This window comes from Vagococcus fluvialis bH819, assembly GCF_900163795.1.
Taxonomy (GTDB): domain Bacteria; phylum Bacillota; class Bacilli; order Lactobacillales; family Vagococcaceae; genus Vagococcus; species Vagococcus fluvialis_A.
This window is the reverse complement of the sequence record NZ_FWFD01000013.1, coordinates 186,906-208,849: the sequence shown is the minus strand read 5'-3', so window position 1 is coordinate 208,849 and position 21,944 is coordinate 186,906. Positions and strand designations below refer to the sequence as shown.

The 21,944-nt window shown below is 33.7% G+C and carries 27 protein-coding genes; 1 reads left to right on the top strand and 26 read right to left on the bottom strand.

Features of this window, described 5'->3' with window-relative positions; all coding sequences use genetic code 11:
- Positions 1–544 (top strand): LPXTG cell wall anchor domain-containing protein (locus FM121_RS09275; RefSeq protein ID WP_143597076.1); only part of this gene is annotated, 544 nt, incomplete at its 5' end.
- 33 nt (positions 545–577) lie between these two features.
- Here the strand turns inward: FM121_RS09275 and FM121_RS09270 are convergent.
- Genes FM121_RS09270 through cbiD form a run of 26 tightly spaced genes read right to left on the bottom strand, consistent with a single transcriptional unit; the run spans position 578 to position 21,943 of the window.
- Positions 578–1,129, bottom strand: a complete 552-nt coding sequence (locus tag FM121_RS09270) for a histidine phosphatase family protein (protein ID WP_179203846.1) — start codon at positions 1,127–1,129, stop codon at positions 578–580.
- Positions 1,126–1,884, bottom strand: coding sequence for an adenosylcobinamide-GDP ribazoletransferase (gene cobS, locus FM121_RS09265; RefSeq protein WP_086951871.1), 759 nt, complete (start codon positions 1,882–1,884; stop codon positions 1,126–1,128). Before cobS ends, FM121_RS09270 begins: the two co-directional genes overlap by 4 nt.
- Entirely contained in the window at positions 1,881–2,474 is a 594-nt protein-coding gene (cobU, locus tag FM121_RS09260; RefSeq protein ID WP_086951870.1) for a bifunctional adenosylcobinamide kinase/adenosylcobinamide-phosphate guanylyltransferase, read from the bottom strand. Before cobU ends, cobS begins: the two co-directional genes overlap by 4 nt.
- 15 nt (positions 2,475–2,489) lie before the next feature.
- Complete coding sequence (locus FM121_RS09255; RefSeq protein ID WP_086951869.1) at positions 2,490–3,224, bottom strand: AIR synthase related protein; 735 nt, start codon at positions 3,222–3,224, stop codon at positions 2,490–2,492.
- The gene (gene hemL / locus FM121_RS09250; protein ID WP_086951886.1) at positions 3,211–4,524 is read right to left on the bottom strand and encodes a glutamate-1-semialdehyde 2,1-aminomutase; all 1,314 of its coding nucleotides are present in this window, start codon (positions 4,522–4,524) and stop codon (positions 3,211–3,213) included. The genes FM121_RS09255 and hemL overlap by 14 nt, the downstream gene beginning before the upstream one ends.
- Position 4,525: 1 nt before the next feature.
- Entirely contained in the window at positions 4,526–5,503 is a 978-nt protein-coding gene (gene hemB / locus FM121_RS09245) for a porphobilinogen synthase (protein ID WP_086951868.1), read from the bottom strand.
- Positions 5,481–6,215, bottom strand: a complete 735-nt coding sequence (locus tag FM121_RS09240; RefSeq protein WP_086951867.1) for a uroporphyrinogen-III synthase — start codon at positions 6,213–6,215, stop codon at positions 5,481–5,483. The genes hemB and FM121_RS09240 overlap by 23 nt, the downstream gene beginning before the upstream one ends.
- Positions 6,163–7,140, bottom strand: a complete 978-nt coding sequence (gene hemC / locus FM121_RS09235) for a hydroxymethylbilane synthase (RefSeq protein WP_256958440.1) — start codon at positions 7,138–7,140, stop codon at positions 6,163–6,165. Before hemC ends, FM121_RS09240 begins: the two co-directional genes overlap by 53 nt.
- Before the next feature lies 1 nt (position 7,141).
- The gene (gene hemA / locus FM121_RS09230; protein ID WP_086951865.1) at positions 7,142–8,416 is read right to left on the bottom strand and encodes a glutamyl-tRNA reductase; all 1,275 of its coding nucleotides are present in this window, start codon (positions 8,414–8,416) and stop codon (positions 7,142–7,144) included.
- A gap of 6 nt (positions 8,417–8,422) precedes the next feature.
- Positions 8,423–8,863, bottom strand: a complete 441-nt coding sequence (locus tag FM121_RS09225) for a precorrin-2 dehydrogenase/sirohydrochlorin ferrochelatase family protein (protein WP_179203845.1) — start codon at positions 8,861–8,863, stop codon at positions 8,423–8,425.
- Positions 8,844–9,437: a cob(I)yrinic acid a,c-diamide adenosyltransferase gene (locus tag FM121_RS09220; RefSeq protein ID WP_086951863.1), complete on the bottom strand. Its 594-nt coding sequence runs from the start codon at positions 9,435–9,437 to the stop codon at positions 8,844–8,846. The genes FM121_RS09225 and FM121_RS09220 overlap by 20 nt, the downstream gene beginning before the upstream one ends.
- Positions 9,438–10,943 (bottom strand): cobyric acid synthase, encoded by a 1,506-nt coding sequence (locus FM121_RS09215; RefSeq protein WP_086951862.1) that lies wholly within the window; start codon positions 10,941–10,943, stop codon positions 9,438–9,440. It lies immediately after the preceding gene.
- Positions 10,944–10,949: 6 nt separating this feature from the next.
- The gene (locus tag FM121_RS09210; RefSeq protein WP_086951861.1) at positions 10,950–11,753 is read right to left on the bottom strand and encodes an energy-coupling factor ABC transporter ATP-binding protein; all 804 of its coding nucleotides are present in this window, start codon (positions 11,751–11,753) and stop codon (positions 10,950–10,952) included.
- Positions 11,754–11,767: 14 nt separating this feature from the next.
- Entirely contained in the window at positions 11,768–12,448 is a 681-nt protein-coding gene (cbiQ, locus tag FM121_RS09205) for a cobalt ECF transporter T component CbiQ (protein ID WP_086951860.1), read from the bottom strand.
- Entirely contained in the window at positions 12,435–12,731 is a 297-nt protein-coding gene (locus tag FM121_RS09200; RefSeq protein ID WP_086951859.1) for an energy-coupling factor ABC transporter substrate-binding protein, read from the bottom strand. The genes cbiQ and FM121_RS09200 overlap by 14 nt, the downstream gene beginning before the upstream one ends.
- The gene (locus FM121_RS09195) at positions 12,728–13,462 is read right to left on the bottom strand and encodes an energy-coupling factor ABC transporter permease (RefSeq protein WP_086951858.1); all 735 of its coding nucleotides are present in this window, start codon (positions 13,460–13,462) and stop codon (positions 12,728–12,730) included. Before FM121_RS09195 ends, FM121_RS09200 begins: the two co-directional genes overlap by 4 nt.
- 15 nt (positions 13,463–13,477) lie before the next feature.
- Positions 13,478–14,182, bottom strand: coding sequence for a cobalt-factor II C(20)-methyltransferase (locus FM121_RS09190; protein WP_086951857.1), 705 nt, complete (start codon positions 14,180–14,182; stop codon positions 13,478–13,480).
- Positions 14,183–14,959 (bottom strand): sirohydrochlorin cobaltochelatase, encoded by a 777-nt coding sequence (locus FM121_RS09185; protein WP_086951856.1) that lies wholly within the window; start codon positions 14,957–14,959, stop codon positions 14,183–14,185.
- Positions 14,959–16,386, bottom strand: coding sequence for a uroporphyrinogen-III C-methyltransferase (cobA, locus tag FM121_RS09180; RefSeq protein ID WP_086951855.1), 1,428 nt, complete (start codon positions 16,384–16,386; stop codon positions 14,959–14,961). Before cobA ends, FM121_RS09185 begins: the two co-directional genes overlap by 1 nt.
- On the bottom strand, positions 16,383–17,132 hold the full coding sequence (gene cobK, locus FM121_RS09175) for a precorrin-6A reductase (protein ID WP_086951854.1): 750 nt from the start codon (positions 17,130–17,132) through the stop codon (positions 16,383–16,385). The genes cobA and cobK overlap by 4 nt, the downstream gene beginning before the upstream one ends.
- A complete protein-coding gene (gene cobJ, locus FM121_RS09170) occupies positions 17,129–17,854 on the bottom strand; it encodes a precorrin-3B C(17)-methyltransferase (RefSeq protein WP_086951853.1) in 726 nt (241 codons plus the stop codon). The genes cobK and cobJ overlap by 4 nt, the downstream gene beginning before the upstream one ends.
- 4 nt (positions 17,855–17,858) lie before the next feature.
- Positions 17,859–18,908 carry a cobalt-precorrin 5A hydrolase gene (locus tag FM121_RS09165; RefSeq protein WP_086951852.1) on the bottom strand — a complete coding sequence of 350 codons (1,050 nt, stop codon included), beginning with the start codon at positions 18,906–18,908 and terminating at the stop codon, positions 17,859–17,861.
- Entirely contained in the window at positions 18,908–19,666 is a 759-nt protein-coding gene (locus FM121_RS09160; protein WP_086951851.1) for a cobalt-precorrin-4 methyltransferase, read from the bottom strand. Before FM121_RS09160 ends, FM121_RS09165 begins: the two co-directional genes overlap by 1 nt.
- Positions 19,667–20,224: a decarboxylating cobalt-precorrin-6B (C(15))-methyltransferase gene (locus FM121_RS09155; protein WP_086951850.1), complete on the bottom strand. Its 558-nt coding sequence runs from the start codon at positions 20,222–20,224 to the stop codon at positions 19,667–19,669.
- Positions 20,214–20,822, bottom strand: a complete 609-nt coding sequence (locus tag FM121_RS09150) for a cobalt-precorrin-7 (C(5))-methyltransferase (protein ID WP_179203844.1) — start codon at positions 20,820–20,822, stop codon at positions 20,214–20,216. The genes FM121_RS09155 and FM121_RS09150 overlap by 11 nt, the downstream gene beginning before the upstream one ends.
- Positions 20,819–21,943: a cobalt-precorrin-5B (C(1))-methyltransferase CbiD gene (gene cbiD / locus FM121_RS09145; protein WP_086951848.1), complete on the bottom strand. Its 1,125-nt coding sequence runs from the start codon at positions 21,941–21,943 to the stop codon at positions 20,819–20,821. Before cbiD ends, FM121_RS09150 begins: the two co-directional genes overlap by 4 nt.
- Position 21,944: the final 1 nt, after the last annotated feature.

The following is a 21,944-nucleotide window of genomic DNA, read 5'->3' as shown; positions in this document are numbered from 1 at the left end:
TGTCGAAGAGGAAGCTATTACTGATATCGAGTCCATCCAACCAGAAACACCTAAAACTGAGGTTGAGAAAAATGAATTAATTGAGCCAAAAGACGTAAAATCGACTCAACCTGAAATTAAAGTCGGAGAATCTGAGTCTGTTGTCGAAGAGGAATCTATTACTGATATCGAGTCCATCCAACCAGAAACACCTAAAACTGAGGTTGAGAAAAATGAATTAATTGAGCCAAAAGACGTAAAATCGACTCAACCTGAAATTAAAGTTGTCAAACCAATTAAAGAAACACTAGGTAAAACAGAAGAAGCTAAAAAAGAAATCACACTAGAAAAAACACCTAGAATAGATCAGACAACTAAAGAATCTCTAGTTGTTATCAATTCAGAGGAACTAGATATACCAAACAATAGCGAAATATTACCAACTACTACGCAAAGAACTTTACCAAAAACTAGTTCTAAAAATAATTGGTTAATTGTTACTCTTGGTACTATGATGACTCTTTTTTCTGGGATAATCATAATTACTCGTCTGAAAAAAATCTAAAAAAACAATCTAAAGTCACCTCTTCTAGGTACTTTAGATTGTTTTTATTTCTAATTCAAGCCATGCATCCTGCTCTAAATTAATTGACCAAAAATCATCTATGCTTGATACATAACTAACTATTGTTCTGATTACACCTAAATGACTAATGATCACCACATTGTCGGTTGTGGTTTCAATCATCTCCTGAAACGCAGTTAATACTCTTTTTTTAAAATCACTAAAATTTTCCGCTTCTGGTGGTGTGTAATCGAAAGGGGCATCTAGCCATTTTTGCCATTCTTCGGGATATGATTTTTCTATGGCATTTGCATCAAGACCCTCCCACTCACCAAATCCTTTTTCCGCAAAACGTTCTTCAATAATCTTAGCTTGCTTCGGAAATACTATATCAGCTGTTTCCTTTGTTCTTTTTTTTCCACTAATAAAAATATTATTTGGATTTATTTCTAGAAAAGCTTCTTTTAAGCTCAGGGCTTGACGTTTTCCTGTGTTATTAATTGAAACATCCAAACTACCATAAAAACATTTTGCCTTATTTAAATCAGTTTCACCATGTCTGATAAGATAAATTTTACGGGTCATAATTTTAACATCCATCTAATAAACAACATAAAAACGATTTGACTCAATGGTGATGCCGCACCCAACGTATCTCCATTTAAACCATCAATTTTTTTATAGACAAATTTTTTATAAAGTAAAACAAAAAGAAATACCGCAACATAAACGATTAAACCTTGATAATCAAACATCAAAAAAAGAATAACCAAACCAGATACTTGAGCAATCAAGATATCTATTAATTTTACACCAACAAAAACAGTGCCTAACCCCTTAGGATTACTTCCAGAATAAGTCATTCTATAAAATAAAAGTGAAATACTCATTTTTCCAATAAGATTAAAAGCAATGACAAGATAAATTCCTGTTTTAACGTCTAAACTTGAAGCTATTTCAAAGAATGAAACAAAACAAATTAAGTAATAAAATATTAAAACTAAAACACCATTACTACCTACTCGGCTATCTTTCATTATCTCTAGCATTCGTTCTTTTTTTCGAGAAGAAAATAAACCATCTGCCATGTCAGCTACAGCATCCAAATGAAAGCCACCCGTTAAAATAATATCCGCAAAGAGGACTACTAGCCAAGCCATCGACAAACTCATTACTTGTGTACTAATCAAAAAAATAAGTCCCTCAATTATCCCAACTAACAAACCAAAAAAGGAAAAATATTTTATTCCCGTTCTCATTTTTTCAGTTGGATTATCGACTCCAATCGGAATAGGAATTTGAGTGAAAAATTGAAAATAGAGAATCAGACTTTTTATCATTTAATCATCACCGGAATCCCAGCCACAACTAAGTACACATTATCTGATTCCTTTCCTAACAATTGATTAACACGTCCATAGACATCTCGAAACCATCTCGTGAAAGAATTTTCTGGTACGATTCCTAACCCCACTTCATTAGACACTATGTAGATATCACCTTCGACACTTTTAACTTCCCTTAATATATGTTGCCATTCATTCATAATTTGGCTCTCGATTTTATCTTTTTCGTCTTCTGTAAATTGAGCTATTATCTGATCAATCATCTCATAGTTCTTTCCGTATTGATCCGTCATCATGGCATAAAAATAATTCATGGAAAGAGTCGTCGCACAATCTAATAAATAACCATCATAATTTTTATTCTTAGAAAGATAATCGCCTATATTACGATATCTTTCTTCTGTGTGCCATGTGCTAGGTCTTTGTTTTCTATGTTTTCTAACACGTTCAACCATTTCAGTATCCTCTGAATCTACCAAGCTTGTGGCTAAATAGCACACTGATGATTTCTCTTGTAATTTGGCTTCTGCAAAAGTAGATTTACCACTTCTAGCACCGCCAATTACTAAAATTATTTTCCCCATTCAGACTGTTCACTCCTATTTAAATTGCCCAATTTCAACAACATTTGTATGATTTAAGTTAAATTTTTCTCGTTCTTTTTCCAGGACAACAACTAAAACAACTGTTGATGGACCTGCTGATCTTTTTAATGTTTCATCGTTTGGATGATAAAATTCAATTTCTAACTCATTATCCCTAGCTAAAATTTGACTCTCATACTTGATCCCTTTTGAGCCAACCGGTAACATATCTATCACACTAAAATCTGATTTTAGTTGATAGAGATCATTATAATCACACAACGAATCTAAATTAGCGATCACTTCATTCCCCACATAAGGTTGCCCTAGTTGGTACAAATAATCATTTTTATGAATGATAGGTTGTATAAACTTACCCTCTATTTCACCAATCACAGTAATACCAAGTGAAGACATTTGTGTTAACATATTTTCTTCCGTACTTCCATTTATCGGGAGATTTTCTAGTTCTGCTTTTTTGAGTTCTGATTGAATGCCTGAAATCATTTTTTTCCCTGTTGTATCATACTCATTACCTATCATATCCACTACTAAGTTAGGTTTTGCTCCGACACATATCAACTCAAATAGCGGCACTCTTAAACAACAAGCTGCTACTATTTCTGGATCAATCTTAACGGCATCATACTCTTTATGGCCAATACTAGCACTACTATCACAAGCCACAACTAATTGTAAACCATGAGTGACTGTCATAATTGTTAAGTCTCTGTAACTACTTACCTTCATAAACAATACCTTTTTTAGCTAAAGCTTCAAACGTTTCATTAAAAGCTTGAAGCGTTTTTTCTATGTCTTCATTTGTATGAGCGGTTGACATAAAATTCGTTTCAAACTGGGAAGGTGATAAATAAATACCTTGATTCAACATCTCTTTATGGAAATGAGAGAAGAAATGTTGATCACTTGCCTTAGAAGTTTTAAAATCAATCACTGGACTTTCGTTAAAGAAGAAGCCCCACATCGTTCCTCTTGCTGAAACTTGAATCGGAATGTGATGTTGATTGGCGATTTCTTTAATGCCATCAGTTAATCGAAGAACTTTTTTATTCATCTCTTCATAATCTTCTTTTGTTAATTGCTCCAAAGTAGCGATTCCTGCTGCCATCGCCAAAGGATTACCTGATAACGTTCCTGCTTGATAAACAGCTCCCACTGGTGCTATCTGATCCATATATTTTTTCTTACCACCAAAGACTGCTGCCGGAAGTCCTCCTCCAACCACTTTACCTAACGTAGTTAAATCTGGATCAATTCCATATAGACCTTGGGCAGAATCATAATCACATCTGAAACCTGTCATTACTTCATCAAAAATAAATAATGCGCCATACTCTTTTGTTAATCTTCTAATGCCTTTAAGAAATTCAGGTTTAGCTGGAATCAAGCCCATATTTCCAGCAATTGGTTCGATAATAACTGCTGCAATTTCTTCTGGGTATCTCTTGAATGCTTCTTCTACTGCTTCTAAATCATTAAAATCCAAACTTAGCGTTGCTTTGATTAGCTCTTTAGGAACACCAGGTGAATCTTCTAATTCAAATGTTGCTACACCAGAACCTGCATTCACTAAAAAGGAATCACTATGACCGTGATAACAGCCATTAAATTTAATAAATTTTTCTCTTTTAGTGTAACCTCTTGCTAAACGAATCGCACTCATTGTCGCTTCGGTACCAGAGTTAACCATTCTCATGGTTTCGATTGAAGGCACTCTTTTCTTAACCCAACTTGCCAGTTCTGTTTCTAAAGGAGATGGTGCTCCAAAACTTGTCCCTTTTTGTGCTGTTTCCATCACTGATTTGACCACTTTATCTTGGGCATGACCTAAAATCATTGGTCCCCACGACAAAACATAATCCACATAGTCATTTCCATCTACATCATAAATATGAGAACCCTTGGCTTTATCAATAAATAAAGGTGTTCCTCCCACTGAGCCAAATGCTCTAACTGGACTATTTACTCCACCTGGAAAAACGTTATTTGATTGTTTAAATTCTAATTCTGATTTAGTTGTTTGTCTCATTTTATTTTTCAACTTCTTTCATTCTTTTGGCAATATCTTTGGCAAAATAAGTCATAATCATATCGGCTCCTGCTCGTTTCATAGAGATTAGCATTTCATTAACCACGCGCTCTTCATCAATCCAACCATTTTGACTAGCTGCTTTAACCATTGAATATTCACCACTTACATTGTAACAAATAATTGGTGCGTCTGTTTTTCCACGAGCTTCTTTCACCACATCTAAGAAAGACATACTTGGTTTAATAATAAACATATCAGCACCTTCTGCAATATCACTTTCCAGCTCCCTCATTGCTTCACGTCCATTAGCAGGATCCATTTGATACGTTTTACGGTCACCAAATTGTGGTGCACTTCCTGCGGCTTCCCTAAATGGACCATAAAAACTTGAGGCATACTTCACAGCGTAAGACATAATTGGTATATTCGTAAATCCAGCTTCATCTAAACCTTTTCTAATCGCATAAACAAACCCATCCATCGCATTAGATGGTGCAATAATATCAGCCCCACTTTTTGCCTGACTAACAGCTGTTTGAACAAGTAATTCTAAACTTTCATCATTTTTTACGTAACCATCTTCAACAACACCACAATGACCATGATCTGTGTATTCACAAAGACATGTATCTGCAATAACTAATATTTCAGGATATTTCTTTTTGCAAATTCTAATAGCTTCTTGAACAATTCCGTGATTATGATACGCTCCTGTTCCCACAGCATCTTTGCATTCAGGAATACCAAATAAAAGAATTGCCTTGATACCTAATTGATTTAATTCATCTAATTCAGTACTAAAATCGGTTAATGTATATTGATAGATTCCTGGCATGGAGCTGATTTCTTTTGTTTGACCGCTTTCTACTACAAACATTGGATAGATTAAATCATCTAAAATTAACTGATTTTCTCTGACCATGTCTCTCATATAATTTGATTGTCTTAGTCTTCTATGACGCATGAATTTTTCCATTGTTTTTGATCTCCTTTAAAATAACTTCATATAAATGTGACATATCATAAATCGTACTTTGCTTTGATACAACTTCGCCTGTTTTTTCAATCGCTTGTGTAGTGATAGTACCAATTGAATAAAATGACCACTCACTTAAATCCACTTGCTCCTCATCTGCCACTTGCTTAAAATGATGCCAAGCGCTTGGGCTAGCAAATATTCCAGACATGATTTCTTTTTTACGAAAAACTTCTTTTAATTTAGCCTTTGACTCACTTGGAAAAAATGTTTGATATACATGTTTCTCTATTACTCTGTGTGCTTCATTTTCTAACATTTTTGGTATTATCTCTCTAGCTAACGTGCTATTGGGTAGAAAAACTGTTTGTTTTTTTGACTGTGTTGCCAGCCATTCTAGACTCATTACTTCTGCAACTGCTTCTGTGGGCTCAAAATCAATTAAAATTCCTTTTTTTCTTAAAGCATCACTTGTTTTTTTCCCGATTGAAGCTACTTTAATTTTTTTTAAATCCAATCCTTGATTAAGATATCTTATTGTATTAGGGCTTGTAAAAAAAATCCAATCAATCGTTTCTGTGGGTAATTCGTGTGCTAGTCCCACTGTTTTAATCATTGGTACCTCTATAATATTAACTTGAACTTCTTGGAATTCTTTTTTAATAGCTTCCGGGCATGAGTCTTCCCGTGTGTAAAGGATTGTTCTTAACATAAGATTGACACTCCCTAATAAGTCTTTCAGCGCCTTGGTTTAATAGCTTTTCACCTAATAAACGCCCCGCTTCAATGGGATCTTCATGACGACAGATTTCTCTAATCATTTCAGTTCCATTATAGTTAGATATCATTCCTTCAACAATAACTTGTTTACTTTCAATTCTAGCAAATCCCCCGATTGGAAAGGTACAACTACCATCCATTGTTCGAAGAAAAGCTCGTTCTGCTTCAACTGCTTGCCTTGTCTCTTTGTCCTCCATACTATTAAGAAGTTTTAATACTTCCATATCTTCTTTTCGGCATTGAAGTGCTAATGCACCTTGACCGATAGCAGGTAAACACTCTTTGCTGGTTAAAACATTAAAAAAGACGTCATCTTCTGAAACTGCTAATCGTTGTATTCCGGCATGTGCCAACATAATCGCATCATAATGACCTTCAACTAAACGTTTGATACGTGTATCAATATTTCCTCTTAACGGTAATATGTCTAAATCTGGTCTTATCTTTAACAACTGAGATTGCCTTCTTAAGCTACTTGTTCCAACTTTAGCTCCTTTTGGTAAAGTTTCTAAATTGTAGTGTTTATCTTTCACAATTAAGCAGTCATAAGGACTTTTTCGTTTCAACGTACAGCCAATTTCTAATTCATTCGGAATAACGGTTGGTAGATCTTTTAAGCTATGAATTGCTATATCAATTTCTTTAGCAAGCAACTGATGTTCAATTTCCTTAACAAAAGCCCCTTGACCACCAATTGTTGTTAAACTATGATCTTTTAATCGATCACCTTTAGTCACAATTTCAATTAGTTCTAATTGAATATTTGGATATCTTTCTTTGATCTCTGCCATTGCTTGTTTGGTTTGTGTTGTTGCTAGTTGGCTCCCTCTTGTTCCAACTCGAATTATTCGTTCCACTCTAATTCTCCTTTTCAAGTTCAATCCCAAATATTCGTTTAAATAACTGGATATCATAAACAGCATTTTCTTCCGTTGATAATTCTTTAATTTCTCTAATGGGTGTTCTTAACGATTGATTCACAATGCTTTTCATGTGTTTTCTTATAATTTTAACTTCTCTTTCAGACAAATCTGGCAATTTACTTTGTAGACTTTTAAGTGCACTTTCTTCTGCCTCTAATGTTTTAATTCTCAGTTCTGTGATCACTGGGATAATGCCTAATTGTTTTTCCCACTCTTCAAAATCTGCAACAGATACATCCACTTCTTTAGCAACCTTAATCATCAATTCTTGACGTTTTTTAGCACCTTGATTAATACGCTCACCGATACTATCTACATTGTAAAGTGTAACATGTTCAACCAATTGACAGTGAGGATTAATATTTCTTGGTAAGCCCAAATCAAATAGTAAAATTTTTTTACTTAATTCAGCTTCATGAAGCATTGTTTTAGTAATCAACGTTTGTGGCGTTGAAATAGCTGAGATAACTAAATCTGCTTGTTCCAATTTTTCAGTCAACTCTTCTAGCGGATAGTAATTCATCTCAACTTGAGAAAATTGACTTAATTTTTTAGCATTTTCTAAGGTACGATTGAAAATACTAATCTTTTTTAAATCAAAATTTTGTAAATTTTTGATAACCAACTCGCTCATTTGCCCTGCGCCAATGACAAATAAATGTTTATCAGATAAATCGTGATATTCTTCATTGGCAATTTGTAAAGCTGATTGGCTTAATGAAGCGGATGTCTCATTAAATTTATATGAGCTATGCATTTTTTTTGAAAAACAAATCATCTCATTAAATAGTTTATTAAATATTGTCCCAGTTGTTCCTGATTTTTGCGATTCTAAAAAACTGGTTTTTAATTGCCCTAATATTTGTGTTTCACCTAGTACTGCTGAATCTAAACCACACCCCAATCTAAATGCATGAACCAACGCTTCATGGTCTTCTTTAAACGTTAAGTAGTTCTCTAATTCTTCAACTGGCAAGTTAAAAAAATCTGCTAAAAAGTGTTTGGTATAGTATTTCCCGGTATGTAACTGATCCACCACCACATATAGCTCTGTTCGATTACACGTTGAAATAATCACATTTTCAAGAATACTCTTTGTTCTAAATAATTGCTGATTAGCTGATTGAATATCTTGATTTAAAAATGTCGCTCGTTCTCTTAATCTAACCGGCGTGTTTTTATAAGTTAATCCCACATATAAAATATGCATTACGCATTACTCCTCTTTATTCTTTAACCATTCTTGTAGTTTTATTCTTGTCTCTTTAGCAACTAGAGGAGAAGCTCCTTCTGTTGAAATCCCAATTTTTAAACCTTGATGCTTAATCATCGACATATTATAAAAATCTGATGTCTCTTTATTACTAACCACATTAACTAATTGAGATGGTAGCGCATCATTTAAGACTTGTTCGTTTAAGACTTTATCATCTGTACAAGCGAAAATTAGCTGAATTTTTGGTGTGATATCCGTAGATTCGTATTCTTTTTTTAGCCACGTCACACATTTTTCATCAATTTCACTATGTAGTGAAGGTGAGACTATTGTAATATGAGCGCCTTCACCTAATAGTCCTTTTATTTTTCGTGCCGCAATTTTACCGCCACCAATAATCAACACTTGTTTGTTTTTTAAATTAACCGTTATCGGATACACTTTTCTTCCTCCTAGAAAATACTTGTGGGCTATTTTCGTAGTCTAATTCTAATTCTCCAGCGCGATAATTAATTAAGCGTGCTAAGACAAAAAAATAGTCTGATAATCGATTTAAAAAGACAAGCACCTCTTGATTAATAGCTTCTCCTTCATCCATTAAAAATACAACACATCGTTCTGAACGTCTTGTAACAGTTCTTGCCACTTGTAAAGAACTAGCAAATGGTGTGCCTCCTGGTAATATAAATTTATTAATTTTAGGACATTCTTTCCAATAAGCATCGATTCTTTTTTCTAGCCACAAATGACTTTCTTTCGTTACTTTATAAGGTCTCATCCCCTCATTAGGCACAGCTAAATCACTAGAGCAATCAAAAATAAATTGTTGTATTTTAACTAACTCAGGTTTGAATTCATCATCTTCAATTGCTAAGAGTGATAGGCTGTGCCCTAATAAAGAACATAACTCATCTGTCGTTCCATACGCTTCAACGCGAGGGTGATATTTTCTAACTTTCACACCACCTACTAATTTAGTTGAACCCTGATCACCTGTTCGTGTGTACACCGCCATCTAATCACTTCCTTTATCAGACTGGTTAATAATTTCATATATTTTTTTCATATCTAAGTTTTGACGTAAGCAATCTGCTAATTTATCATACTGCTCTTCTTTAAACACTTTATATTCTTGGGTCTTTTCTTTTAAAGGTGCTATTCCTTTAGTTTGTCTGACTTGATTAAAGAAATCATGTCTAAAGTCGCTCCCATCAAAAATACCATGCAGATACGTTCCATATACTTTTCCATCTTCACTCACAGCGCCATCTAGTCGATCTACTTCTTGATTATTCTCTTTTAAAATTCTAGCAAAAGGTTGGCCTTTTTTTAAAATAGTTTCTCCCATATGGATTTCATAACCAGAAACATTTAACTGATTCCTTTTACCTTCTACTTGGGCAGTTACTTTAATGTCTTGAATCGTTGTTTCTACCGGTAATAGACCTAGACCGTTTACTGTACCAGTCGTGGATTCCATTTGTTTAGGATCATGTAATGTCTCTCCAAGCAACTGATAACCACCACAAATACCAAAAATATAAGTTTCGCTTTTTCTTAATGCTTGAATTTGCTTAGCTAAACCACTCTCTTGTAAAAACACACTATCTTCTAAGGTATTTTTGCTACCTGGAATAATTAAAACATCTGGCTGACCAATTTTATCTCCAGAAAAGACATATCTAACAGAAACATCTGGTTCTAATTCTAAACTATTAAAATCAGTGAAATTTGACATTTTACTTAAAGAAATCACCGCAACATCAATTTTTTTATTTGAATCAAAGAAGCGATTCACATTTTTTAAAGCAACGCTATCCTCATCTTCAATTTTAAAGTGTTCATAGGGAACAACACCTAAAACAGGAATATTAGTCAAATTTTCAATCATCTCAAGGCCTGGATCAAGTAGGGCTTTATCACCCCTGAATTTATTAATAATAACGCCTTTTACTCGAGCTCTTTCTTCTTTTTCGAGTAATTCTACTGTGCCATAAATCGAAGCAAAAACTCCACCTCGATCAATATCTGCCACTAAAATAACAGGTGCGTCTGCTATTTTTGCCATTCCCATGTTAGCAATATCTCGGCTATTTAAATTAATTTCAGCTGGACTTCCTGCTCCCTCAATCACAACAACATCATTTTTAGCACCTAGTTCTTCATATATTTCTGAGATTTTTTGACTAAGAGTTGGTTTAAATTCATGATACTCCACAGCATCCATATTAGATAAAACTTTCCCATTAAAAATGACTTGAGATTTACGATCTGATGTCGGCTTTAAGAGGACTGGATTCATTCGAACATCTGGTTCTTTGCCTGCTGCTTCAGATTGAAAAACTTGAGCTCTTCCCATTTCATGGCCAGTTAATGTAATATAAGAATTTAAAGCCATATTCTGAGATTTAAACGGCACACAGGCATAACCATCTTGAGCCAAAATACGACACAAGCCTGCTACTAAGATACTTTTTCCTACGTCTGAGGCGGTTCCTTGAACCATTATACTTTTCACCATTATTACTTATCCCCTAACTCTTGTATTTTTATAAAACGTTTCTTCATCTGGATATAAAGGTATTTCTAATTGTTGATGCATCTTTACTAACCAAGGTTGTTCCAGCTTTGCATCCAATAAGAGATCTCGATCTAGAAAAATAGCTTCTTTTTCTCCTTCAAGAATCACCGATCCTTCTTTAAGAACGTAAAAATAGCGACAAACCTCATACATTAAATCCATATCATGGCTTGATAAAACCACTTTTTTATTTTCTAAAATCAGTCGCTTTATAATTTCAATCATATGTCCTCGACCAGCTGGATCTAAACCTGCTGTTGGTTCATCTAATAATAACCACTCTGTTTCTAAAACAATCACACTAGCAATTGCTACGCGCTTTTTTTGACCATAACTTAGATACTGAATCGGCTTTTCTCTAAGATGTTGAATCTCTAACAAATCAAATGCTTTATTCATTCTCTTAACAATTTCACTTTCTGAAACTCCTAAGTTCTTTAATGCAAATGCTACATCATCCTCCACGATTGAATAAAACATTTGCTGTTCTGGTTCTTGAAATACAATGCCAACTTTTTTTCTAAATTCTGTTAATTGTTTTTTTTTATATGACAACTTTTGATCGTAGAAATAAATATTTCCCTTTGTTGGCTTTAATAATCCAACTATTGTTTGAAATAAGGTTGATTTTCCAGAACCATTTGCACCAATAATACCAATCGGTGTATTTTCTTTAAAATCCATACAAATATCATTTAAAATTTGATTCTTTTTATCATAAGAAACACAAACATTTTCAATTCTTAACATTTTTAAACCTTCTTTCAATTCAAGGGAAAATCACCGTTAAAAAATTTCATCTCTAAGGCAATCATCATTTTGTTGTACCTTGCCATACTTTGGATAAATAGAACTCTTAATAACAGTCCTAATGAATGATAGCTTGTTCTGATTGTTTGATAGCCAAAACGCATACTTTGAGATTGATGAATTAACAACATTTCGTCAATTAAAATAAAAATAAAACGATACATTAACATCGTAATTTCAATTAAATAGCTCGGTAAATGACATCTATTTAAGACATATAAAATTTGATTAAAAGGCACACTCATCGCATAAAAATAAGTACACACTAAACAGCCTAATGACCTAAAAAATAATTGATATCCCATTAGTAAAGACGATGACGTTGTTCCTATATACCTCCCAAAAAGATGAGTTGAAAAAATCAACTCACTTTGAGAAGTAGAAATCGTCAAAATAATAGTAATAAAACTAATCAATAAAAATGGCAATGGCACTAACAACCACTTAATGTATCTGACAACTGAAATTCGTGAAGTGTAAATGGTAATAGCTCCTAAAACAATAATGCCAATTCCTTGAAATACCGGTGATGACGCAAACATATAAACAAGTAAGAAAAGGTAACCGATTGTTTTTAAAATAGGAGAGACACTTTTTAATCGACTTTCATAAGCGATTTTATCAATCAATAACATGTTTATTCTTGCCTTTATTGAAACCTATAACATAAGCGATAATAGCTGCTCCGATACTTCCTTGTAATGTAAATAATAAACTTTCAATTTCACCACTTTTTGGTTCAATTAATGGCTCGAACCAAGGTTCATAGTCAGGTTTAATTTCAGTGATCATGGCTTCTGCTGCGCCATCTGACCCTTCAAATTCGCCTTTTGGTTGTAATAATAATGCACTAATAACCAATACAACAATTGCTACTACCATAATAAGATTAACTTTTGTTTTATTCCCTTTTTTCATCGTAAGATACCTCCTTGTTCTTTCAAGCTAGATGATAATAAATTGTACACAACAACTGTTAATAAACCTTCTGCAATTCCAATTGGGATTTGTGTGAATAAGAAGACACCCATAAATTTAACAATAGCACCCATAATACCAGTACTAGGATCAGGGAAAACTATACCTAATTGAATAGATGTCATTAAGTAAGTCGCGATATCTGCTAGAAAAGCACAAGCGAATAAACTAATAGATGTGTTAAGTTTCATTTTTGTACATAATTTATAAACACCATATCCTACAAATGGACCAACAACCGCCATTGAAAAAGCATTAGCTCCTAAAGTTGTAATACCACCGTGTGCTAAAAATAATGCTTGAAATAATAAACAAATAGTTCCTAAAACACTGATAACTGCTGGCCCAAAAATGGCAGTTCCTAAACCAACACCTGTTGGATGAGACGTAGAACCCGTTACTGACGGAATTTTTAATGCTGATAAAACAAAAATAAGTGCACCACTTAAAGCTAATAAAATTTTATTTTGTTTGTCTGCTTCAACAATTTTCTTCATTTGCATTAAACCATAAATAAAAAATGGAGCAAAAGCAACGTACCAAAAAATACTCCAACCAACTGGTAAAAAGCCTTCCATAATATGCATTGCATGTGCTTCTTGAGGTAAAATTGTCATTAAAATACCCACAAGAGCAATTCCTAATCCTAGTTTTTTCAATATTTTTTTCATTTTCTTTATTCTCCTTTATATTTTTCTGGTTTTATAAACAATGATTGTTGAAAAATAAGATATCCTTTTTGTTTCATCTAAAGACTCTAGTCCCATCATAATTACCTCATTTTCCATAGAAGCATTACTAATTAAAACAGCAGAATCTAACAAATCTTGTTCTTCAAGCATTCTTTTAATTTTAGGTAATTCTACTGAAACCTTCATAATAATAACAGTTGAAAATGTTTCTAAAGCAGTCTTGATAACCTCTTCATTCGCTGTTGCTGGGACAACTGAATAGGTTTCTTCATCCATTACAAGAGGAATTTGAAGAATATTAGACATGCTAGAAAATGATGATATTCCAGGTATTGTTTCAGTTTCTATTACATCTGATAAACGCTCAAGTAAATAACTATAAGTACTGTAAACCATAGGATCACCTAAAGTTACAAAACCGACATTTTTGCCAGATCTAACATCTTCTAAAATCTCTTGAGCCACTAAATCCCAAGCTTCTTCTTTTACAGATAAATCAGTCACCATTGGAAAATGACGTTGCTTGATTTCCAGAGTTTCTGGAAGGTAAGGTGATACAATTGATAATGCCAAACTTTTTCCTTTTTTCTTAGGTTCTGGAGTATACAAATAATCAATCTTTTCTAATACTTTTTTCCCTCTAATCGTTAATAAATCAGAGTCACCTGGTCCAGTTCCAATCCCGTAAAATTTTGCCATCTACTCGCCTCTTTCTACTACTTTTTCAGCATGTGATAAGAATAAATTTTGAATTTTAGGGTATTCTCCCATTCCTTTTAAAATTGGCTCAACTATAAATCCTGCTTTTGTTAATTGAGATTTCCATGAATCTTCTTCATCAGATGCCATATCATTCGTTGCATGATCTCCAGCAACTAACATAAATGGATGTAAATAAACTTTTTCAATATTTCGTTCCTTTAATTTTTCCACAACGGTCTCTACTGAAGGGTAACTTTCTACTGCACAAATAAAAATTGGCTCTTTATTTAACATATGATCTAAGCAAGCATATGCTGTGAATGCAGCATGTTGTGTCCCGTGCCCCATTAATACAACACCTTCATTTTTTTCTAAAGGTTGTGCTAAATCTTTCAACCATTCAACAATTTCTTCATAGTCTTCAAATTCTGTCATTAGTGGTTTGCCTACCTTGATAACATCAAAATCCTTTTTAAAATGATGTGCTTGATGGGCAGCTTTTGAATATTCATTGCCATTAATTACATGAAGTGGTTGAACATAAACTTCCTTATACCCTTTTTCTTTTAGTTCCAACATCAATTGATTAACAGTCGGAACTTTAATACCTTCTTTTTCTTTAATTTTTTTAATTACCATGTTTGAAGTAAAGGCTCTATAAACATCACATTCTGGAAAATTTTCAGTCATTCTTTTTTCTACAGCCTCAATAGTTTTTTCTCTTGTTTCTTTATAACTCGTACCAAAACTCACAATAATTAGTGCTTTTTTCATTACATATCCTCCTCGATCATTTTTGTTAGTACACTTTCAAAACTTGGCTTTTCAGATTGAATGACTGGAATGTTTTTTGTTGTAAAAACTTTTTTCGTTACTTCACCCATAACCATAATTTTTTTAGTTTTTAATCTTTCTAATTGTTCATCTGTTAAATCTTTTATAAAATAATAAGCTGCTTTCGAACTTGGTAAATAAAGATAATCAACTTCTTCTAAGGCTGCATTTTCTATTTTTTTACTATATGTTTCATAAGGAGTCCAAGAATGAATCCTATCATTCTGCTCTTTCAGCTGATCTACGTAACTCTTTTCACCAATAAATAGCACATTATTCAATTCTTTTTGAGTTAAATCGTAATCTGAAACAGTTGCGTAAGTCTCACTAGGTAAAATCCCTAAATTATTAAGAGCAAGTTCTGTATGATGTCCTATTGTGACAAAATCAACAAGTTGAAAGTGACGTATGTCTTGTTTATTACTTTTTATTTCTTCTATAAAATGGGTCACACTCTCAGCATCCAAAAACACAATTTTTTGAGTATTTTTTAATTTTAAGGTTTTTTTAGTTATTTTTTTTGTTAATTTGGGTAATTCTAAAACAGATGCTCCAGCATCAATTAAATGATGTGTCATACCCTTTTTTTCTGTATAAGGAATCATGACACGTTTTCCAAACAGCGGACGATTTTCATAGAAATTTAAGTGTTCTCTTTGTGTTACAACGTCCCCCATGACGATTAAACTTGGCGAGGTCATTTTAGCTTTTTCTGCAATATCACAGATAGTTTCTAACGTACCAGTCACAGTTTTTTGTTCTTTTCTAGTTGCCCAACGAACAATAGCAACTGGTGTTTCAACTGATTTTTTATGTTTCATTAATTGACTAGTAATTGTTTCCAATTCAGACATACCCATTAAAAAAACTAAAGTACCTTCCGTTTTAGCTAAATTTTCCCAATCCAATTGGTTGTCTTCAGTCTTTAAATGACCCGTTATAACATGAAAACTTGAAGCAAAATCACGGTGAGTAATCGGGATTCCCGCATAAGCTAATCCACCAATAGCAGAAGTTATTCCGGGAATAACTTCAAACTCTAGGTCATTTTCTTTTATTTTGCGACCTTCTTCACCACCGCGACCAAAAACATAAGGATCACCACTTTTTAAGCGAACAACTCTCTTACCTTCTTTAGCTTTTTCAATAATCAAATTTTCAATTTCTGATTGAGGCACTTTATGTTGTTTTGGTTTTTTTCCCACATCGATCATTTCACATTCATTAGAACAATAATTAAGTAAATCTTGATTAATTAAACGATCATAAAATACAGCATCAGCTTCTTGTAATTTTCTAACTGCTTTAACTGTCAATAGTTCGGGCTCACCAGGTCCAGCTCCGATAAGTGTTATCTGTCCTCTCACTTATATTCCTCCAAACTTTTATAAAGTTCTGCTGTTTCATTGAATAACTTTGGATAAGTAATATCTTCTCTAGCAATAACCACACATGGGATGTCTAACTGACGACAGGCTTCCATTTTTTCTAAGATACCACCCGCCAAGCCGCTCTCTTTAGTAATCATAACTTTAGCATCATTTTTAAGTAATAACTCTTTATTCATGTCTACAGAAAAAGGACCCTTAATTCCCTCAATTTGATGTGCTTGAAAGCCTAATTTTTCAGTCTCAGTTAAAACTTCAGCTGTTGGTAATACACGTGCAACTATGTTTTCTAGCGGTAAATTATCTCTAAAAAAGCTTAACGTTTTACTGCCAGTTGTTAGATAAATCATGCCTGATACATGTTCTGATACCCATTGACAAGCTTCTAAATTGCTACTTACTTTAACTGCCTCTTTCAAATCAACTCTTGGGCGCTCATAACGAATATAATCTGTTGTGCTATTTTTAGATACCTCAATGGCTGTTTTTGAAACAATAGCTGCAAAGGGATGAGTCCCATCTAAGATAAGGGAAACATTATGTTCAAGAACAAATTTCTCCATCTGCTCTTGATCCATACGACCTTTGACTATTTTAGCAACTTTTTTTTCAGCTAGTTGTTCTCCGTAATCTGTGACAACTGAAAAACAAATGTCATAGCCTTTTTTTTCAAGTGTTTCGGCTATTCTCAAACTATCTGACGTGCCGCCTAGCACAAGAATCATAGAGTATAGCCTCTAGGTGTGACCATTCGGCCATTCGATACATATGTTTCTTTATTCCCAACGATAACAACAGTTGTCATATCAACTAAATTTTCATCTAAATCTTTAATTGTTGTTAAAATAATTTCCTCTTTTGCACGACCGACATCTTTAGCAATTCCAACAACCGTATCTTCACCTTTGTACTGTTTCATAATATCAAGTGATGTTTTCAGGTGATGCGGACGACCTTTACTTCTTGGATTGTACAAGCAAATAACAAAATCAGCATCCGAAGCTGCATGAAGTCTTTTTTCAATCATTTCCCACGGTGTCATCAAATCACTTAAACTAATATGACAAAAATCATTCATCAATGGTGCTCCTAAAAGCGCAGCTCCACCGATACTAGCAGTAATTCCAGGAATGACTTTTACTGGAATATCAATCTTTTGGGTATGAATTAATTCTAAAATAAGTCCTGCCATGCCATAAACGCCTGCATCCCCACTGGAAATAACCGCAACATCTTTTCCATCAATCGCAATATCGATTGCTTTTTGGCAGCGTTCAACTTCTTGACGCATACCGTTGTGTACAAGCTCCTTACCTTTAACTAAATCTTTGACTAGTTTCATATACGTCACATAACCAACAATAACGTCTGAATTTAAAATCGCTTCTTTTGCCTCAAATGATAGTTGTTCACTTCCTCCGGGCCCTAATCCTACAACATATAACATATTTTCAATCCTTTCCTAATGCGAATGTCACGCCATTATGTCCATATCGATCAGTCATTACTTTGCCATTGGTAGCAAAATCTGCTGCAGATAAAGCTACATTTCCAATGCCAACAATTGATTTAACAAAATCTGATTGTGGATATTTCAATGACGAGGCTTCTAATTCTTCTTTTTTAAATGTTTCAAATGGCACTTCTAACTGATTAGCAAATGCAATAATGCCAGGTTCTTCTTTTTTCAAATCAATACTGACAATTTTTTTTATACTTCTAGAATGAATATCATGCAATCCGCAAAATATTTCAAATTCCTTTTCAATAACTGATAAGGGAGTATTTTTCTTAGCACCCATCCCTAAAACAAATTGCCTTGGTACTACTTGATAACAAGCCCTTGGTAAATTTGCTAACTGTCTGAAAGAGACTACTATAGTTGCCTCATATTGCTTAATAACATCATTAGCTAAATTATTAATCACTGTTAATCCTCTTGTATCAGAAACAATATTTTCTTCATCTAGAAGAGCTACCTTTTTGTGCGCAGCTAACAAACTATTCATTTTTTTTGTCGTCTCTTTAAAATCAGGATACCAACCATTGATCGACTGGCTTAAACTATCAATCGCTGTTACATTTTGAACATCAGTTGCAGTCGTGATGACCGCTTGAGCTTCCATTAATTCTGCAATTTCTCTTGTTAAGGCATTGCCTCCACCAACATGTCCAGATAATAAACTAATCACAAATTGACTTTTTTCATCCATAACAATAACAGCAGGATCTTTTTGTTTATCCTGAATTAAGGGTGCCAGATGCCTAACAACAATACCTGTCGCCATAATACAAACCAAATGATCATAAGAATTGAAAATTTCAGAAAAACCACTTTTAAATTGATGATTTTGGTACTCTTCTTTTTTCTCTTCCACATACTTTTCCAAACCATATAAATGGACTACTTCTACTTCATTCTCTGCTAAGCACTTTTTTAGTTTTTTTCCTAATTGATAACTTGTCTTTGTTAAGGTCAAAATAGCGATGCTACCAGTCATTATTTAGCATCACGATATTCATGCTGAAATTCTGCTGCATAAAGTTTTGAATAATAAAATTCTTCCCCTAAAAAGTCGCCTACCATAATTAAAGCCGTTTTAGTAATTTCTGCTTCAATTACTTTATCAGCAATATCAGCTAATGTTCCCACTACTTTTTTCTCTTCTGGCCATGTTGCTTTGTAAATAACGGCTGTTGGAGTCGTTTCTGGATAACCGCCTGCCACTAATTCAGCTACTACTTGATCCACTGATTGAACAGATAAGAAAATAACCATAGATGTTCTATGTTGTGCATATGAACGAATACTTTCTCGATCTGGGACTGGCGTTCTACCTGCCATCCGTGTAATAATCACGCTTTGAGAAACCTCAGGGACTGTATATTCTGCCCCTAGACTAGATGCCGCTCCAAGAAATGAGCTAACTCCTGGTGTACAGGTAAAGGGAAGATCACGTTTATTCATCTCTTCAATCTGTTCTCTAATTGAACCATAAATTGAAAAATCTCCTGTTTGCAAGCGAACAACTTCTTTATCTGATTTAATTCCACGTTCCATCGCGTCAATAATTTCTTTTAAAGTCATGGATGCACTATCTAAAATTTCACAATCTTCGCTACAATAAGTTAATAATTCAGGATTAACTAATGAACCTGCATAAATTACCATCCCCGCTTCTTGTAATAAGCGATAGCCTTTTAATGTGATTAAATCTGTTGCTCCAGGTCCTGCCCCAACAAAATGTACTTTTACCATTTATTTTCCCTCTTTCTTTGTTTCAATAATAATCACTGGATTCAGTGGTTTAAAATAATGTCCTGATCCCAGTTTTGTTCCATTACCTACTTGAATTTGAACCGTATCATAAGCCATATTTTGTTCTTCAAGCCATTTAAATGCGACTGTAGCATTTTCTAGTAAAATAAAATTCAAAACTAAAGAGCCGCCTGGATTCAAATGTTCAAAACTCCAATTTAAAATATCTTCTAAATTGCCCCCACTGCCTCCAACAAAAATACTGTCAAATTTTTTTTCTAACTCAATTGGCGCTTTTCCTTGTATGACTTCTAAATTCTCAACACCGAATTTTTCTTTATTTTCTAGAATTAAATCAACAGCTACGTCCTTTGTTTCAATAGCTGTCACTTCTAAATTAGGATACTCGACACATGCTTCAATTGAGATACTACCAGTACCAGCTCCTACATCTAAAAAGCGTTTTGCATGTTTTAAATTTAATTTTGCCAAACTAATTGTTCTAATTTCTTCTTTGGTCATCGGGACTTTTGACCTTACGAATAAACTATCCTTCATCTAACAACACCACCACATTCATATTAAATACTTCATTTGGGACATTTGATTCATCAAATTTTCTAATATTTTCATTTGGATAGCTTAAATTTTCACCAATAAAAATAGTTCGTTTTAAACCTCGACGACGAATTTCTTCTGCCAACTGATAGGGTCCAGTTTTTTCGTCAGTCACAAGTGCTACTTTTGATAAAGAGAAAATCAAATCATAATTTGGTTCTTTACCATGACTACTCGTAAAGTAAGTATCGTTCATTGATAATTTCAATTGACTGAACATATATTGCATAGAACTAATACCTGGTATGATTTGGATATCTTTTGCTTCAAACTTTGTCATCATCCAGTTACCTATTCCATAAAGTAATGGTTCACCCGATGCTAAAATAACAACTTTTTTATCTTTTTCCTTTTGTAAAAATACTTCTAGCTCTAGTAGCTTTTTAGGTAATTCTTTTTTTACTCCAGTGAACGTAACTGGAACAACATCTAATTGTCTACTACTTCCAATGACGATATCCGATTGTTCAATTTCATCTAACACTCGATTCAATAAAAGAGAAACTTCCCCTGGACCAATACCAGTAACTGTTATCATTGCCATTCCTCCATTAATTCTTTAATTGGTTTTGTAGAAGATAGTAATCCCGTTTTAGATGAAAAAATAACGACATCAACTTTCACTTTTGGCTCTCTAAATTTCAATAATTTTTCACTACGAAACTTAATTTTATCGGCAATAATTTTATACACACCTTCGTAACCCGTTTCACTAATAATATCACCAGCAGCCTCTGTTGTGAGGCAATTAGAAATCCTTTCTAAATCTGGTACTGACATCCCCATTAAAGCTAAATTGGCTACTAATATTTCAGCTCTAGCATCCGCATCCTTACTATGCGTAGAAAAAATTCCCGCAGAAACTTTGATTAACTTACCTAAATGGCCAATCATCAAGACTTCTTTAAAACCGATTCGCTGAACTTCTTTTAAAACATATCCAACAAAATTACTCATAGAGACAATCTTATTTTCATCAAGCATCATTTTATTAACCGCAAAATCTTCCCCGTAGTTTCCCGGACTTAAAATAATTCTCTCAAAACCTTGTTTCTTCTTCATCTCAAGTTCAATCGAAATGGCTGCCTTCCAACTGTCTTCTGACATAGGTGTTACAATTCCAGTTGTTCCTAATATTGAAATTCCACCAATAATTCCTAAGTTACGATTCATTGTTTGTTTGGCTATTTCATACCCTTCAGGTGCAAAAATCTGAATATCAGCTCCCTGATTATCACCGATTATTTTCCTCACATTATCTTGAATCATTTTTCTTGGCTTAGGGTTAATTGCCGGTTGCCCAATCGGAACAAGGAGTCCTTCTTGAGTCACTCGGCCTATACCTTCCCCACCTTCTATGATTATTTCAGAATCTTCTCGCAAAATAACTTTAGAATAGATCAACATACCATGAGTAGCATCAGCATCATCACCACCATTTTTTCTCACTGCGGCGATTACTGTCTTTTCATCCGTTCTTTTTAAGGAAACAATTGGAATTCGTATTTCTTTATCCACTGGAGATATAACCACTACTTCTTCACACTCTTCAGAGTTTAATAAAAGATGAGCAGCTGCAACTGAAGCCGCTGTTGCACAAGAACCTGTTGTGTAACCTTTTTTCAACTTTTTTCCATTAACATAAACAAATTCTTCCATG